This window comes from Microbulbifer aggregans, from assembly GCF_020524005.1.
Taxonomy (GTDB): Bacteria; Pseudomonadota; Gammaproteobacteria; order Pseudomonadales; family Cellvibrionaceae; genus Microbulbifer; species Microbulbifer aggregans_A.
Map to the genome: position 1 here is coordinate 121,735 of NZ_JAIVKK010000006.1, position 16,148 is coordinate 137,882.

Genomic DNA, 16,148 nt, shown 5'->3' on the forward strand with positions numbered 1-16,148 from the left:
AATAGACCGATCAGGTTGGCGCAATGACCTCCGGCGCCAGCTCCTGCAGCACATGCAGTAAAATCTGAATACGCGATTCATTGGGAAAGTACTTGTTGGCGAGGAGCACAAAACCAAACCGCTTTTCCGGGATAAACGCCACATAGGTGGAAAAACCGCCGGTGGAGCCAGTTTTGTTGATCAGGACGTTTTTCTGTGGCGGCAGTGCCGGGGAAATAACCGTAACCGGGTGATCCGCAGTAACCATTGCGCGCGCGTTGCCAGCCAGTAGCCGGTGCTTATCCAGCGGCAGGCTGTACTGCTCCCAAACCATATCCTGCACGTAGTAATCGGTTTTGAAGAGACCAGCCCTGGTTCTCTGCAGCGCCTGGTCAAGTTCAGCGCCCACCTTGATCATCTGCATCTGTGCAGCAAGGTAACGAGTGAGATCCGAAGCACTGGAGCGCACGCCATATGCCTCCTCACCGAGCAAGCCCATATCCAGGCGCACCGCCTGCTGCTTACTATTGTGCCCTTCGGCGTAGTCCCGCATTTTTTCGTCGGGGACATGAATATAGGTCTCGGCCAGCCCCAAACCGCGAAACACCTTTTCTTCCATCGCCTGCGCAAACGGCTGCCCCAAACTGCGCGCCGCTACCAGGCCCAGTAGCCCGCTGCCAGGATTGGAATAGGTGCGCTTACTCCCGGGTGTGTATTGCGGTTTCCAGTTGCGGAAATAATCGAGTAACTGCTCGTCGCTGCGCACATGCGTAGGAACCTGTAACGGAAAGTGCCCGGCGGTGTGGGTGGCGAGATTCAGGACGGATACGGAATCCATAGCGCTGCCTCGCAACGGCGACAGGTAGCTGCTGACCGGGCTGTTAAGATCCAGCGCACCGCTGGCCTCGGCGTACGCCGCGAGAGTAGCGGTAAAGGTTTTGCTGACCGAGCCGATCTCAAAAAGGGTGTGTTCGGTTACCGGTACACCGCCACCCAAAGCGGTCTCCCCGAGATTGAAGAAATAGGCCTCGCCATCGATAGTCAATGCCAGTGCCATACCCGGTACCTGGTATTGCTCCACTAATGGCTGGATGGCCTCAATAACGATGGTCTCAAGGCGTTGCGGGTCTACGGTAGTGAGGCTGGCGGGTTTTTCTTCCGCACGTACGAATGAACACATCAGCGCCAGGACGACCACTGGCAGACAAGCCGCACACTGGAAGATCACCTCGGATAACGGAGTTCGGGAATAATGTGACGACATGCTGGCCTTCCATTTATTTTGGGTTTTCGTTGCTGGCGCGAAAATACTGGCCGTAGACGCGGAGCCCGCCAAAAAGGGCCATTATTATGAATGTCTGACCTCTGGCCGGGCGCATAGTGCAATATTAGCCTGACCTGGAACTCGAAACCCCGGGCGCCGGTCGGATACACTTTACTGGTCATCGCCGTAAGGAACCTATTCCCGGATCATGCGAGTATTCTTGAAACGAGCCTTTCTTCTGTTGCTGGCGCTGGGTGTACTGGTTGCGGGGGCATTTGTCGTTTTCCCCGGACTCAAGTACGAGCTGTACCGCAAGCTGCCGCCGAAGATCCGCTGGAATATCTCCTATGCCATGACCGACAAATTTGTGGTGGGGATGGTGTATTTTGTAGAGCGCAATAACCAGCTGCTGCTGGTGCGCCATACCTACCAGGACAAGTGGGCCCTGCCCGGGGGCTGGGTGGAACGCAACGAGTCATTTGAGGAATCGGCACGGCGGGAGCTGGACGAAGAGTTGAATATCAAGATCGATGATTTCGAGGTGCTGGAGGTCAACAAGGTGCCACGCTCGGGGATCATCAATATCGCCATTCGCGGGCGCCTCAAGGATCAGGGCGTTGCAATTCGTGACGGTGAAATCTACGGCTATCGTTTTTTCGACCTGCATCGACTTCCAGAGGATGTGATCTATACCCACAAGCCCTATCTGGCACGCTATCTGGAGTCGCGCCGACCGCCGCGGCAGCCTCCAGCAGATCCGCAGCGCACCGAACCCAAGGTTCCTGAGCGCTGAATCCGCCGGCCGAGGCTCAGCCGAAAATCATCACCCCAAATGCCGGCAAAAAAAAAGCCGCCCGCAATGCGGGCGGCTTTTTTCGGTACCGATCACGGGCATCAGGCCCGCAACACTTTAGAAGTTGTAACGGACTTCAGCACCGTAAGTGCGCGGCTCGGAAATGGACGTATAAGGCGTACCAAACACTGCCAGGGTACGGCCGCTCGGAATCGCTGTGCGCTCGTTGTCCAGCAGGTTGCGGCCCCACAATGCCACTTCGTACTGGCCCTGCTCGCTCATCCACACCATGCGGCCGTTCAGACGTTTGTCGTCCTTGCCTACGCCTTTGACATCGCTGAAGCTCGCCAGGTAGCCCGGCTCCAGTTCATCAGTGTTTTCAGCGTAAATGTAGTCCAGGTGCAGGTTGAGATCGCCTACCGCAACCGCCGGAGCCCAGTCGAAGGTCAGTGTATAAGCCGTATTTACGGACCCCTTGGCACGCTCTGTCTGCAGCTCACCGGTGGAGTCGTAGTAATCTTCCCACTGGGACTCTTCATCACGCACGGTGGTCACCAGGCCCAGGCGCAAGGAGTCAGTCGGCAGCCAGTCGATGGTCGCTTCGACACCATTGAACTGTTGATCGCCATTGATCACACGCGGCAATGCATTGGCGGAACCCGGCGGTTTGCTCTCAATGCTGCGCTGACGGTTGTCGATCGCCATGTCGAAATAGCTCAGCTGCACCCGCAGGCTACGCAGCAGGTCACCCTTCACGCCCAGCTCGATGTTTTCCACCTCTTCCGGCTCGATCGGGTTATCTGCAGTGAGCAGGTTAAGGGAGTCGAAACCACCGGATTTGTAGCCGGTGGAGTATGACAGGAAGGCCATCCCGGACTCAGAGAACTCGTACTGGCCAACAAGGCGACCGGTAGTGGCGCTCCAGTCGTCGGAGGCGCGGCGTACGCCCTGATCCACGTTGTAATCATCCGCAGCAGAGAAGATCACGTTCTCCAGGCCATCACGCTGGCTGCCGAAGCTGGTCCCCAGGGTTTCCCAGGTGAACGTCTTCTCATCGGTGCTGTAACGCAGGCCGGCCAGCACGCTGAGCTTTTCAGTCAGCGCGTAATCGAGGTCGACATAGACACCGTAGTTGGTGAAGTCACCGGTGTTTTCTACGGTTTCAGTCCAGTATTCACCCGCGAAATCGGGGCCGAACAGCATGCCACCAATTCCGAGGCCCTGACTGATCATGTCGTAGTACATGGCTTCCTGAGGGAAAGGTCCCTGAGCACCGAATGCCGGCGCGATAAGGGTGGTAAAGGTATTCCAGTCTTCCTCTTCCCACAGGTGGTCGACGGAATCCAGCAGCGCCAGCCCCATGTCACCTGCAGCCCCTTCAATTTGCGCGCGCAGACCCGGGTCATTCACGATATTGGTGGTGACCAGACGGCTGATGGAATCCGTGGTAGCGGATACATCAGTGCGCTGATAGATATCTTCGCGGGAGTAGTTCGCACCCATCACCGCAGTCAGGCGATCGCCAGCGAAGTTAACCTGCAACTCGTGGTAAGTGATGTCAGAGTCAAAGACGTTATCGGTATCCAGATAGCGGGTGATATCTGCCGTACCGTCCTCGTCCTCGCGGTTGGTGGTTTCCCACTGGCGGAAGCTGGAAACCCACTTCAGGCTCCAGTTATCGTCGAAGCTGTGCATCAACTTGGCGTTGACGGTAGACATGGAGCGGGTTTCATTGCCGTCTACCACATCGTTTTCCACAACCGCATCAAATGGATTTTTGCTGTAGCTGTAATCGCTGACCCCGATCGCCTGGCGTGCAGCATTGTCGACTTCATCCCAGTCGTAAGAGAGCTGGGCGGAAGTACTGTCGCTGATCTGCCAAAGGGCCGCAAGGCGACCGGTGACGATATCTTCAGAACCCGCGTCTTTACCACCCGGATACACGTTTTCCAGAATGCCGTCGCGCTGGTAACTCATCAGGTTACCGCGTACGAAGAAATTGTCGCTCAGGGGCGCGTTGACCATGCCTTCCAACTGGGTGAGGCCAAAGTTGCCGGTGCGCGCGGAAACAAACGCATCAAAGTCTGCTTGCGGTGGATTTGGAACCAGGTTCACGGTACCGGCGGCGGCGTTACGGCCAAACAGGGTCCCCTGCGGGCCTTTCAGCACTTCCACGCGCTGCATATCCGCGAAAGACATAGAGGTGGCCGGCGCCGGGACATAGGCGTCGTCGTAGAACACCGCGACGGACGGATCGCCACCGGCGCTGATGTTGGAACTGCGGACGCCACGAATACTGAGCGCAGACTGGGTGATGCCGGATCCGACTTCAAAACCCGGAATATAGTCCGCCATGTCGGCGAGCTTCAGAGCATTGGTGTTTTCAATATCCGCAGTGGAAAAAGTGTCCACCGTTACCGGTACTTCCAGCGTATTCTGTTCACGCTTCTGTGCGGTCACGATGATTTCTTCGAGAATCAGTTCGTTGGCAAAAGCCGGGGTTGCGACACCCGTAGCAATGGCAACAGCGAGGGCAATCGGACTACGCCCGCTCAAGTGAGTTTTAGTCATAGGTCTTCCCACAGGTTTTATTTTTAGATCGAAGAACCTCAAATGCGCAGCAATACCACTCACCACTCTTACCGGCATCCCCACCCTGAGGCGATGTTTCGCTGCGATTTTCTCCGCCATATTGGCCTCGCGAAACTAGCACAGGGTTTGTTACCGAACTACACAGGCGTACCAGTCATCCCAATTTTTTATTCAAAATGCGCACTTTGTTCCAATTCACTGTGACATGAGCACATGCGTTTTTGTGATATGCAGCCCAAAATTTGGGAGAACCGCTACGTTCAGTCCGGCCCTAATAGAACAGCAATTAATACGCCAACCTTAAGGTCGACCAACAGCAGGCCGCCCAAGAGGGGTAGTGAAAAAGGGAAAAAAGCGCGCGAAGGGGAAGGGAAAAGAAAGCGAAAGGCTGAACTGAACGGCAATTATCACCGCAGTACCCGAGGGCACTGCGGTACTCAGAACCGGTTATCAGCCTTTGATCCCATTGGCAATCTGGAAGGCCACGCGGGCCGCGGTGCGCGCAGCGTGGTCTTCGATATCGAAATACGGGTTGAATTCTGCCAGATCCGCAAGACAGACCTTTTTCGATTCCAGCACGGTATCCAGCAGGGGCTCGAACAGCTCGAAGCCCACCCCGCGCCCAGCCGGGGCACTCACTGCAGGCATAATCGCCGCCGGGAAGACATCCAGATCGATGGTGAGATAGACAAAGTCCACCTTATCGATAAATTCAGCAATCTGCTTTTGCACCTGTTCAATCCGCCAGGGCACGATCTCACGATCAGAAATCACCTTCGCTCCCAGCTCTTCTGCGCGCTGATACAGCGCCGGCGTGTTGGCCGTGGCCGCCGCGCCGACACACAGGTAATTGAAGGCGCGACCATTGAGATCACACTGCTCGGCAATCTGGAAAAACGGCGTGCCCGAGGATCCCTGGGGAGCCGGCAAGCGCAGATCCAGGTGCGCATCGAAGTTGATGATGCCGAGACTTTTGTCACGATGCTGCTCACGCATCCAGCGCGCGATACCCTGGTAGCTGCCGTAGGCGATCTCATGACCGCCGCCAAGTACCAGCGGAAAATGTCCCCCGGTCATCAACTCCGTGATCCGGGCACCGAGCATGGCTTGCCCGGATTCCAGATCGTCTTTTTCCACCCGCACGTTGCCCGCGTCGTACAACGGTGCACTGAAGGTTTTGGGTAAATTTGCCATGGCCAGGCGCAGGATACGCGGGCCCTTGGCGGCACCGATGCGCCCTTTATTACGGCGCACACCCTCGTCGGAAGAAAACCCGAGCACGGCGATGCCCGGCGGGCTGTCCAGGTGTAATGGGACTATGTCCTGGTGCCAGCGCCGACCGATTTTGCCGTCTTCACTGTCGACGCGGCCGCTCCACAGGCGCATATCAGCCAGCTGTAACATGGCGACCTCCGAAAATTACCTCAGACGGTTTCAGTGCGCCCATTTCATAGGCGAGCTGATCCGGACTGTCCATGGGCCAGAGCACCATGTCAGCCACCAATCCCGCACGCAACACGCCGCGGCTGCAACAGATCCCCAGGGCGCGAGCGGCCGAGCGGGTTACACCCGCCAGGGCTTCCGCCGGGGTAAGGCCAAAGAAGTTGCAACTCATGTTCATCATCAAGCGCAGAGAGGCGATCGGGCAGGTGCCGGGGTTCAGGTCGGTGGAAATCGCCATGGGCACGCCGGCAGCGCGCAGCTTGTCCACCGGAGGTACACGGGTTTCCTTCAGGGTGTAGAAGGCACCCGGCAGCAGTACTGCAGCCGTGCCGCTCTCGGCCATTGCCGCAACGTCGGCATCGGAGATGTATTCGATGTGATCCACAGACAGTGCACCGGCCCTGGCCGCCATCTCGGTGGCGCCAGTGCGCGCCAACTGTTCCGCATGCACTTTTACCGGCAGGCCCAGCTCTTTCGCGGCGTCGATCACACGCTGACTCTGTTCTACGGAAAACGCGATGTTTTCACAGAACATGTCCACGGCATCGGCGAGCTGCTCTTTGGCAACAGCCGGCAGGATTTCGTTGCACACGAGATCGATGTAGTCGTCGGCGCGCCCATCGTATTCCGGCGGCAGCGCATGAGCGGCGAGGCAGGTGGTGAGAATGTTTACCGGGTAGTGCTGGGCCAGGCGACGAGCGACGCGCAGTTGCTTGAGCTCCGCATCCAGCTCCAGCCCGTAACCGGATTTGATTTCAACGGTGGTCACACCTTCGGACATCAGCGCTTTGAGGCGCGGTTCGGCGCTGTGATACAGGTCTTCGGCACTGGCGGCGCGGGTGGCGCGTACCGTTGAGAGTATGCCGCCGCCGGCACGGGCAACGTCTTCATAGCTCTCGCCGCCGAGGCGACGGGCAAATTCACCGGCGCGGTGGCCGCCGTACACCAGGTGGGTGTGGCAGTCGATCAGCCCCGGCGTCAGCCACTGGCCCTCGCCATCGATGATCTGGTCGGCGGCGGTCTCGGGCAATTCCCGGCGCGGGCCGATCCAGACAATTTTATTCCCGGTCACCGCCACCGCGGCATCTTCAATTGCGCCATAGGCACCCGGCAGAGACGGGTCCATGGTCGCCGCGTGGACATTGGTAATCAGCAGATCACAGCGTTCAGTCATATTGGCTCACTGAATTGGCGTTAATTGTAACGATAGCCCGATTGGGGCTGCTTGGCGCAGATTCTCACACTCACACTAGTGAGGAGCACTGCTCCAGTGCTAGTGGCGGCCGAGTACCGGGTTAGGGTTTTCAGGACCGCTGTGTACCCATCCATGGGCGCTGCGGCGGCGACGTCCTGTCGCCGACGCTCCTGAAAACCCTAACCCGGCACCCAGCCTTCAATTCAAGCTCCGTACTCCGTAGCTTCACAGCCTTCCCTCGTTACGCCTATTGACAGCCGAGGTGCCTGAATTCATAGTTGCGCCATCGCACAGCTTGTATATACAAGAATGTACAACCGGGTAGCCACTTTACCCGAGCAGGCAAAGACCACACAAGTTATGAGTCAGGCGTCACCGGTGTTAACAACAGAAAGACCAGACAGCGGCAGCCAACCACGCTACGCCGCCATCAAGGCCCATATCCGCAGCCAGATCGAAAGCGGCGAATGGCCCGCGCACTTTCGTGTGCCCTCGGAAAACCAGCTCGCCCAGGACTTCGGCGTAAGCCGCATGACCGCCCGCCGCGCCCTGTCGGAACTCACCGACGAAGGCGTGCTGCTGCGCTCCCAGGGCCTAGGCACTTTTGTTGCCGAACCAGTACCTGCCGGTTCCCTGCTGGAAGTGCGCAACATTGCCGACGAAGTCGCCGCCCGCGGTCACAGCTATGCCGCCCGTATCCTCAAGCTCGAACAGACCGAAGCGAGCACCGAAGTCGCCGTCGCCCTCGGCCTCGCCGAAGGTGCTGCCGTATATCACTCGATCATCGTGCACCTGGATAACAACCTGCCGATCCAGTTCGAGGAACGCTATACCAACCCCACGCTGGTGCCGGAATACCTGCAGCAGGACTTCAGCACGACCACGCCAAACGAATACCTCACCCGCGTGGCACCGCTCACCGAGGTGGACACTACGGTGGAGGCCATAGGCGCGGACGAAACCGTTGGCAACGCTCTGGAGGTCAAACCGGGTACCGCGTGCCTGCAAATCTGGCGACGCACCAAAAGCAGCGCCGGCACCGTCAGCTTCGCGCGACTGGTGCACCCGGGAAATCGATACCGGTTGGGCGCACAGCTGAGGTTTTAGCCCTCGTCATGCCGGACTTGATCCGGCATCCAGCAATGCTCTAGCGACAAGGAACTGGATCCCGGCCTTCGCCGGGATGACGAGAGACGAGAGACGAGAAACGAAGAACTGAAATACGAATTGAAGGCGGGGTGCCGGGGAAGGGTTTTCAGGAGCGTCGGCGACAGGACGTCGCCGACGCAGCGCCCAGGGATGGGTTGAAGGGGGGCGCCTAGCCCGGTCCTGAACACCCTTCCCCGGTATCCCGCCGCCACCGGACCAAAATCCGGAGCACCCAATATCACGGGGCCAAAAGCCCATGAGACTTTTTCAAACCAAGAATTTGGAAACGACGAGGCATCCATGACCGATAAACGCCACGATCCCAGCCGTAAAATTGCCGCCCCTACCGGCACCAAGCTGAACGCAAAAAGCTGGCTCACCGAAGCGCCCCTGCGCATGCTGATGAACAACCTGCACCCCGACGTCGCCGAACGTCCGGAAGACCTGGTGGTTTACGGCGGTATCGGCCGCGCCGCGCGCGACTGGGAGTGCTACGACAAAATCGTCGAAGTACTCAAGCGCCTCGAAGACGACGAAACCCTCCTCGTGCAGTCCGGCAAACCCGTCGGCGTGTTCAAAACCCACGCCGACGCCCCCCGCGTACTCATCGCCAACTCCAACCTCGTCCCCCACTGGGCCAACTGGGAACACTTCAACGAGCTGGATAAAAAAGGCCTGGCCATGTACGGCCAGATGACCGCCGGCTCCTGGATCTATATCGGCTCCCAGGGCATCGTCCAGGGCACCTACGAAACCTTTGCCGCAGTCGCCCGCAAACACTTCGATGGCGAAGCGAAAGGAAAGTGGGTGCTGACCGGCGGCCTCGGCGGCATGGGTGGAGCCCAGCCACTGGCCGCCACCATGGCCGGCTTCAGCATGATCGCGGTCGAATGCGATGAAACCCGCATCGACTTCCGCCTGCGCACCGGCTACGTGGACAAGAAAGCCACCAGCCTCGACGAAGCCCTGGCCATGATCAACGAAGCCATGGAAAAAGGCGAAGCCATCTCCGTCGGCCTGCTCGGCAACGCCGCCAACGTATTCCCGGAAATCGTCGAGCGCGGCATCCTGCCCGACTGCGTTACCGACCAGACCTCCGCCCACGACCCGCTGAACGGCTACCTGCCGAAAGGCTGGACCATGGAGCAGGCAGCCGAAATGCGTAAGCAGGACGAAGCCCTGGTGGTGAAAGAAGCCAAGAAATCCATGGGCATTCAGGTAGAAGCCATGCTTGCCCTGCAAGAGCGCGGCGCGGCCACCCTCGACTACGGCAACAACATCCGCCAGATGGCGTTCGAAGTAGGCGTAAAAAACGCATTCGACTTCCCCGGCTTCGTACCGGCCTACATCCGCCCGCTGTTCTGCGAAGGCATCGGCCCCTTCCGCTGGGCGGCACTGTCCGGCAACCCGGAAGACATCTACAAGACCGACGCCAAGGTAAAAGAGCTGATCCCGGACAACCCGCAACTGCACAACTGGCTGGACATGGCGCGCGAGCGCATCCAGTTCCAGGGCCTGCCCGCGCGTATCTGCTGGGTCGGCCTGAAAGACCGCGCGCGCCTGGCGCTGGCGTTCAATGAAATGGTCGCCAACGGCGAACTGGAAGCACCGGTTGTAATCGGCCGCGACCACCTCGACTCCGGCTCCGTAGCCAGCCCCAACCGCGAAACCGAATCCATGATGGACGGCAGCGATGCCGTTTCCGACTGGCCGCTACTGAACGCCCTGCTAAACACCGCCTCCGGTGCCACCTGGGTGAGCCTGCACCACGGCGGCGGCGTGGGTATGGGCTTCTCCCAGCACAGCGGGGTAGTGATCGTGTGCGACGGTACCGAAGCGGCGAAAAAACGCATCGCACGCGTGCTGTGGAACGACCCGGCCACCGGCGTGATGCGCCATGCGGATGCGGGCTACGACATTGCGAAAAACTGCGCGCGCGAGCAGGGCCTGGACCTGCCGATGCTCAAGGATTAATTCCGCAACCCAATAATTTCCTCAACGTAGGAGCCTGCTTGCAGGCGAACAATCCGGGCATTCCCATGAATTCGCCTGCAAGCAGGCTCCTACTGGCAAGAAGCAAATTTAGATTTCGGTGAAAATTTTATGTACCAACTGGAAATCAATCCCGGTCAACTGAGCCTGGAACAACTGCGTCGCGTTGCCCGCGAGCCAGTGCAACTGAGCCTCTCCAAGGACGCCCACGCGGCCATTCACGCCTCCGCCAAAACCGTCGCCGACGTACTGGAACAGGGCCGTACCGTTTACGGAATCAATACCGGCTTTGGCCTGCTGGCCAACACCAGCATCAAGAAAGAAGACCTGGAAACCCTGCAGCGCGCGATCGTTTTATCCCACGCCGCAGGCACCGGTAACTTCATGAGCGAAGACACCGTGCGTCTGCTGATAGTGCTGAAAATCAACTCCCTCGCACGCGGCTTTTCCGGTATTCGCCTGGAAGTGATCGAAGCGCTGATCAAATTGGTCAATGCCGGAGTGTATCCGGCCATTCCAGAAAAAGGTTCTGTGGGCGCTTCCGGCGATCTGGCACCGCTGGCACATATGAGTGTGGTGCTGCTCGGCGAAGGTGAATGTTTTATCAACGGTGAGCGCAAGCCTGCATCCGAAGGTCTGCGCTTTGCAGAAATGCGCCCGGTGGTGCTCGCACCAAAAGAAGGTCTGGCGCTGCTGAACGGCACCCAGGCCTCCACGGCTTTTGCCCTGCAGGGCCTGTTCTCTGCCGAAGACCTGTTTGCCGGTGCCGTGGTAACCGGAGCACTGACACTGGAAGCTGCCAAAGGCTCCCGCCGCCCGTTCGACGATCGTATTCACCTGGTGCGCGGTCAGAAAGCCCAGCGCGATGTGGCCGCGAGCTATCGCGACCTGCTGGGTGAAGGCAGTGAGATTGGCGATTCCCATGTCGACTGCGAAAAGGTACAGGACCCCTATTCCCTGCGCTGCCAGCCTCAGGTTATGGGCGCCTGCCTGCAGCAGATCCGCTTCGCCTCCGAAGTGTTGCTGGCCGAAGCCAATGGTGTTTCCGATAATCCGCTGGTATTCACTGACGTAGAAAATCCGGAAAACTCCGACATTATCTCCGGCGGCAACTTCCACGCCGAACCGGTGGCCATGGTTGCCGACAATCTGGCGCTGGCGATTGCGGAAATCGGCTCCCTGTCCGAGCGCCGCATGGCGCTGTTGATCGACTCCAACCTGTCCGGCCTGCCGCCGTTCCTGGTGGACAACGGCGGGGTGAACTCCGGTTTCATGATCGCGCAGGTTACCTCTGCGGCACTGGCCAGCGAAAACAAGACCTTCGCGCACCCGGCGAGCGTCGACTCCCTGCCCACTTCCGCCAACCAGGAAGACCACGTGTCCATGGCTACCTTCGCCGGCCGCCGCCTGCGCGATATGGCCGACAACACCTGTGGCATTCTCGCCGTGGAACTGCTGGCCGCCTGCCAGGGCCTGGACTTCCGTGCACCGCTGAAGACCACTGAGAAGCTGGAAAACGCCAAAGCTGCCCTGCGTGAACGCGTACCCTTCTACGACAAGGACCGCTACTTCGCGCCAGATATCGAGGAAGCCAAGCAGCTGCTGGCAAGTGCTTACTATCGTGAGTACCTGGTAAACGAAATGCTGCCGAGTAACCAGTAAGCTTCACCCAAACTACCCAAGATTCGCTCACGGAGCGCGATGCTCAAGAGCGAAGGCCCGCGGCTACCGGGGCCCGTTTCTAAAGCTTCACCGCCAGGGATGGCAGTGCGGAGCCCCCTGGGATGGGCATAGGGCTACGCCCAGTCCGCGCCCTGGCAGCAGGGCCGCCACTCCCCTACGTCCAAGCCACCCGAGCCTTCGATACCGCACTGTAGCGGCAAATCGGCAGGAGTCTTCTCCCGGGACCACTGTAAATTCATCCCTGTACGTTGCGTCGGCGACGTCCATGCCGCCGACGCTCCCGAGAGAAGACTCCTGCCGCTTTGCCTTCGCCCCCAGATCCTTTACTCCGTTAGGTCAGTCGCTCACCAAAACCATAACATCAGTCACAATTCGACCCAGAGCAATGTTTACGTTTACGTTAACGTAAACTATCCTTCAGACACTTCTGAGGAAAGGCCCAATGAGCATTACAAAAGCATGAGCACTGCGAGCGCCGACAGCTACAGCATCTCCGAGCTGGCCCAGGAATTCGGGATTACTACCCGCACCATCCGCTTTTACGAAGACAAAGGGCTCCTGAGCCCTGAGCGGCGGGGTCAGACACGTATTTACAAGCCCGAGGACCGGGTGCGCCTGAAGCTGATCCTGCGTGGCAAGCGGCTCGGTTTCTCCCTCGACGAGAGCCGGGAAATCATCGATATGTACGACCCGGCGCACGGCAATGTGGACCAGCTCAATCGCCTCCTCGATCGTATCGACGCCAAACGCCAGCAGTTGCGACAGCAACAGCGAGACATCGAGAAGATGCTCGCCCAGCTGGACGATGCGACCGCCCGTGCCCAGGCGGCGCTGAAAGATCAAACAGACTGAATAAAAACCTTATTTCATAAATAACTCTGACGAATCCAAAGCGGAGCACGCGATGAATACTCCTTACCCAACCCTCAACTTCGGCCTCGGTGAAGACATCGATATGCTGCGGGACATGGTCTACAAATTCTGCCAGGCAGAACTGGCGCCGCGTGCGGCGCAGATCGACGAGGACAACCTGTTCCCTGCCGATATGTGGAAAAAGTTCGGCGAGCTGGGCCTGCTGGGCATGACGGTTGAGGAGGAGTACGGCGGCTCCAATATGGGGTACCTGGCCCACGCGGTGGCGATGGAGGAGATTTCCCGCGCATCCGCTTCTGTCGGCCTGTCATACGGCGCGCACTCCAACCTGTGTGTTAACCAGATCCGCAAGAACGGTACGCCGGAGCAGAAGGCGAAGTATCTGCCGAAGCTGTGTTCCGGTGAACACATCGGTGCGCTGGCGATGAGTGAGCCGAATTCCGGTTCCGATGTGGTGAGCCTGCAGCTGAAGGCGGAGAAGAAAGGCGACCGCTTCATTCTGAACGGCAACAAGATGTGGATCACCAACGGTCCCGACGCGAACACTTACGTGATCTACGCGCGCACCGAGCCGGGCATCAGCTCCGGCGGTATTACGGCGTTTATCGTGGAACGCGGCTTCAAGGGTTTCTCCCAGGCGCAGAAGCTGGACAAGCTGGGCATGCGCGGGTCCAACACCTGTGAGCTGGTGTTCGAGGACTGCGAGGTCCCGGAAGAAAACATTCTCGGCCAGTTGAATGGCGGTGTGCGGGTGCTGATGAGCGGCCTGGATTACGAGCGCACGATTTTGTCCGGTGGCCCGGTGGGGATCATGCAGGCGTGTCTGGATATCGTGGTGCCTTACATTCACGACCGCAAGCAGTTCGGTAAGGCGATCGGTGAGTTCCAGCTGATGCAGGGCAAGGTTGCGGATATGTACGCGGACCTGAATGCGAGCCGTGCGTATCTGTATGCTGTAGCCCGCGCCTGTGATCGCGGTGAGGATTCACGCAAGGATTCTGCAGCCGTGATCCTGTTTACTGCAGAGCGTGCGACGCAGATGGCGCTTCAGGCCATTCAGACCCTGGGCGGAAATGGTTATATCAATGAGTACGCCACTGGCCGCCTGCTGCGCGATGCCAAGCTGTACGAAATTGGCGCCGGTACTTCCGAGATCCGTCGCATGCTGATTGGGCGTGAACTGTTTAACGAGACTCGCTGAGCTTCTCCGGGTCCGCGAGAGCTTCGTTGCGAGTTCCGTGGCGGCCCTGCTGCAAGATCGGGTTGCGGGAACACGGACTAGGCGTCCCCCCTCAACCCATCCATGGGGGCTCTTCTAAAACATCCCTGTTTTAGAAGGTCCTGCAAACCAATACCGGCATCAGTGCCTTATCTTCTGGCATTGAGCACGAATCAACTTCGTATTTTTTATGAACCAGATTCAGAGCAAGATTAATTCCCGCGATCCTGCATTTGCGGAAAATCGTGAACAGATGCAGCAGATCGTCGATGACCTGCGCAACAAGCTCGAAGGCATTGCCAAAGGCGGTAGCGAACGCGCGCGGGAAAAACATGTTTCCCGCGGAAAGCTGTTACCGCGGGATCGCATCGATACGCTGCTGGACCCCGGCAGCCCGTTCCTGGAATTTTCGCAACTCGCCGCCTATGACGTGTACGGCGAAGACGTGCCCGCAGCCGGCATCCTGACCGGTATCGGCACCGTCGCCGGCCAGCCCTGTGTGATCGTGGCCAACGATGCGACGGTGAAAGGCGGTACCTATTACCCATTGACCGTAAAAAAACACCTGCGCGCACAGGCGATTGCCGAGCAGAACAATCTGCCGTGTATTTACCTGGTGGATTCCGGCGGCGCCAACCTGCCGCGCCAGGATGATGTATTCCCGGACCGCGAGCACTTCGGGCGTATCTTCTTTAACCAGGCCAATCTGTCTGCGAAGAACATTCCCCAGATCGCGGTGGTGATGGGCAGCTGTACAGCTGGTGGTGCTTACGTGCCGGCGATGGCGGATGAATCCATCATGGTGAAAGAACAGGCCACGATTTTCCTCGCTGGCCCGCCGCTGGTAAAAGCGGCGACCGGCGAAGAAGTCTCAGCAGAAGAGCTGGGCGGTGCTGAGGTGCACTGCAAGACTTCCGGTGTCTCCGATCACTTTGCCAATAACGATACCCACGCGCTGCAGATTGCGCGCAATTCCGTGGCGCGCCTGAACCGGGTGAAGAATCCGGGGCTGGATGTTCGCAAGCCTGTTGAGCCGATCTATCCGCCAGAAGAGATCTACGGCATTGTGCCGAAGGATTCCCGCCAGCCATTCGATGTGCGCGAGATCATTGCACGGGTTGTGGACGGTTCCGCGTTCGATGAATTCAAGGCACTGTACGGTACGACCCTGGTAACAGGCTTTGCGCGCATTCATGGTTACCCGGTGGGGATCGTGGCGAATAACGGCATCCTGTTTGCCGAGAGCGCACAAAAAGGCGCGCACTTTATTGAGCTGTGTGCACAGCGCAATATTCCGCTGATATTCCTGCAGAACATCACCGGTTTTATGGTGGGCAAGCAGTACGAAGCCGGCGGCATTGCCAAGCACGGCGCGAAGATGGTGACCGCTGTGGCGACAGCAAAAGTGCCCAAGATCACCATTTTGATCGGCGGCTCTTTCGGTGCCGGCAACTACGGCATGTGCGGTCGCGCTTACGATCCCAACTTCCTGTTCATGTGGCCCAACGCACGCATCTCCGTAATGGGTGGTGAGCAGGCGGCTGGTGTTCTGGCACAGGTGAAGAAAGACCAGATGGCGGCACAGGGCGAGGACTGGAGCGAGGAAGAAATCGCCAGGTTCAAACAGCCGATCATCGACGACTATGATCACCAGGGTCACCCCTACTACGCCTCGGCGCGATTGTGGGATGACGGGGTGATCGACCCGAAAGATACGCGCACCGTGTTGGGCCTGTGTCTTGCGGCAGCAACACACAAAGAGCCCGAGGAGACCAAGTTCGGGGTCTTCCGGATGTAATTGCTGTGTCGGAGTAAAACACTCGAAGCGAAGGTTCTGATAGCGTGGCTACTTTGCGGGACCTTCACCGGCATGGATGCCGGTGCAGAGCTTACAGGGATGTATTCACAGCGTGTCCCGCAAAGTAGCCACGCTAGCAGGACCGCCACAGGACCAGCTCCAAAGCCC

The 16,148-nt window shown here is 58.7% G+C and carries 11 protein-coding genes; 7 read left to right on the plus strand and 4 right to left on the minus strand.

Translation table 11 applies throughout. From position 1 onward, the window contains the following. Positions 1 to 10: 10 nt before the first annotated feature. Entirely contained in the window at positions 11 to 1,243 is a 1,233-nt protein-coding gene (ampC, locus tag LC093_RS12730; protein WP_226665207.1) for a class C beta-lactamase, read from the minus strand. A gap of 220 nt (positions 1,244 to 1,463) precedes the next feature. Between ampC and LC093_RS12735 the strand changes: the two genes are divergently transcribed. Next, entirely contained in the window at positions 1,464 to 2,036 is a 573-nt protein-coding gene (locus LC093_RS12735; RefSeq protein WP_226665208.1) for an NUDIX hydrolase, read from the plus strand. A gap of 117 nt (positions 2,037 to 2,153) precedes the next feature. Here the strand turns inward: LC093_RS12735 and LC093_RS12740 are convergent, their stop codons facing one another. From LC093_RS12740 to hutI, 3 genes are all read right to left on the minus strand, one after another. After that, entirely contained in the window at positions 2,154 to 4,607 is a 2,454-nt protein-coding gene (locus LC093_RS12740) for a TonB-dependent receptor (protein ID WP_226665210.1), read from the minus strand. A 471-nt stretch (positions 4,608 to 5,078) separates the two neighbouring features. After that, positions 5,079 to 6,032 carry a formimidoylglutamase gene (gene hutG, locus LC093_RS12745; RefSeq protein ID WP_226665216.1) on the minus strand — a complete coding sequence of 318 codons (954 nt, stop codon included), beginning with the start codon at positions 6,030 to 6,032 and terminating at the stop codon, positions 5,079 to 5,081. Beyond that, positions 6,016 to 7,245: an imidazolonepropionase gene (hutI, locus tag LC093_RS12750; RefSeq protein WP_226665224.1), complete on the minus strand. Its 1,230-nt coding sequence runs from the start codon at positions 7,243 to 7,245 to the stop codon at positions 6,016 to 6,018. Before hutI ends, hutG begins: the two co-directional genes overlap by 17 nt. A 399-nt stretch (positions 7,246 to 7,644) precedes the next feature. Here hutI and hutC point away from each other — a divergent pair, with 399 nt between their 5' ends. The 6 genes from hutC (at position 7,645) to LC093_RS12780 (ending at position 15,980) form a co-directional block, all read left to right on the plus strand. After that, complete coding sequence (hutC, locus tag LC093_RS12755) at positions 7,645 to 8,373, plus strand: histidine utilization repressor (RefSeq protein ID WP_226665231.1); 729 nt, start codon at positions 7,645 to 7,647, stop codon at positions 8,371 to 8,373. Between the two features lie 342 nt (positions 8,374 to 8,715). Continuing rightward, positions 8,716 to 10,389, plus strand: coding sequence for a urocanate hydratase (gene hutU, locus LC093_RS12760; protein ID WP_226665238.1), 1,674 nt, complete (start codon positions 8,716 to 8,718; stop codon positions 10,387 to 10,389). Between the two features lie 129 nt (positions 10,390 to 10,518). After that, positions 10,519 to 12,069 carry a histidine ammonia-lyase gene (hutH, locus tag LC093_RS12765; RefSeq protein WP_226665241.1) on the plus strand — a complete coding sequence of 517 codons (1,551 nt, stop codon included), beginning with the start codon at positions 10,519 to 10,521 and terminating at the stop codon, positions 12,067 to 12,069. A gap of 480 nt (positions 12,070 to 12,549) precedes the next feature. Beyond that, on the plus strand, positions 12,550 to 12,942 hold the full coding sequence (locus LC093_RS12770; protein ID WP_226665244.1) for a MerR family transcriptional regulator: 393 nt from the start codon (positions 12,550 to 12,552) through the stop codon (positions 12,940 to 12,942). Between the two features lie 52 nt (positions 12,943 to 12,994). Then, the gene (locus LC093_RS12775; protein WP_226665248.1) at positions 12,995 to 14,164 is read left to right on the plus strand and encodes an isovaleryl-CoA dehydrogenase; all 1,170 of its coding nucleotides are present in this window, start codon (positions 12,995 to 12,997) and stop codon (positions 14,162 to 14,164) included. A gap of 208 nt (positions 14,165 to 14,372) precedes the next feature. Next, the gene (locus LC093_RS12780) at positions 14,373 to 15,980 is read left to right on the plus strand and encodes a carboxyl transferase domain-containing protein (protein ID WP_226665254.1); all 1,608 of its coding nucleotides are present in this window, start codon (positions 14,373 to 14,375) and stop codon (positions 15,978 to 15,980) included. The last annotated feature ends 168 nt before the right edge of the window (positions 15,981 to 16,148 follow it).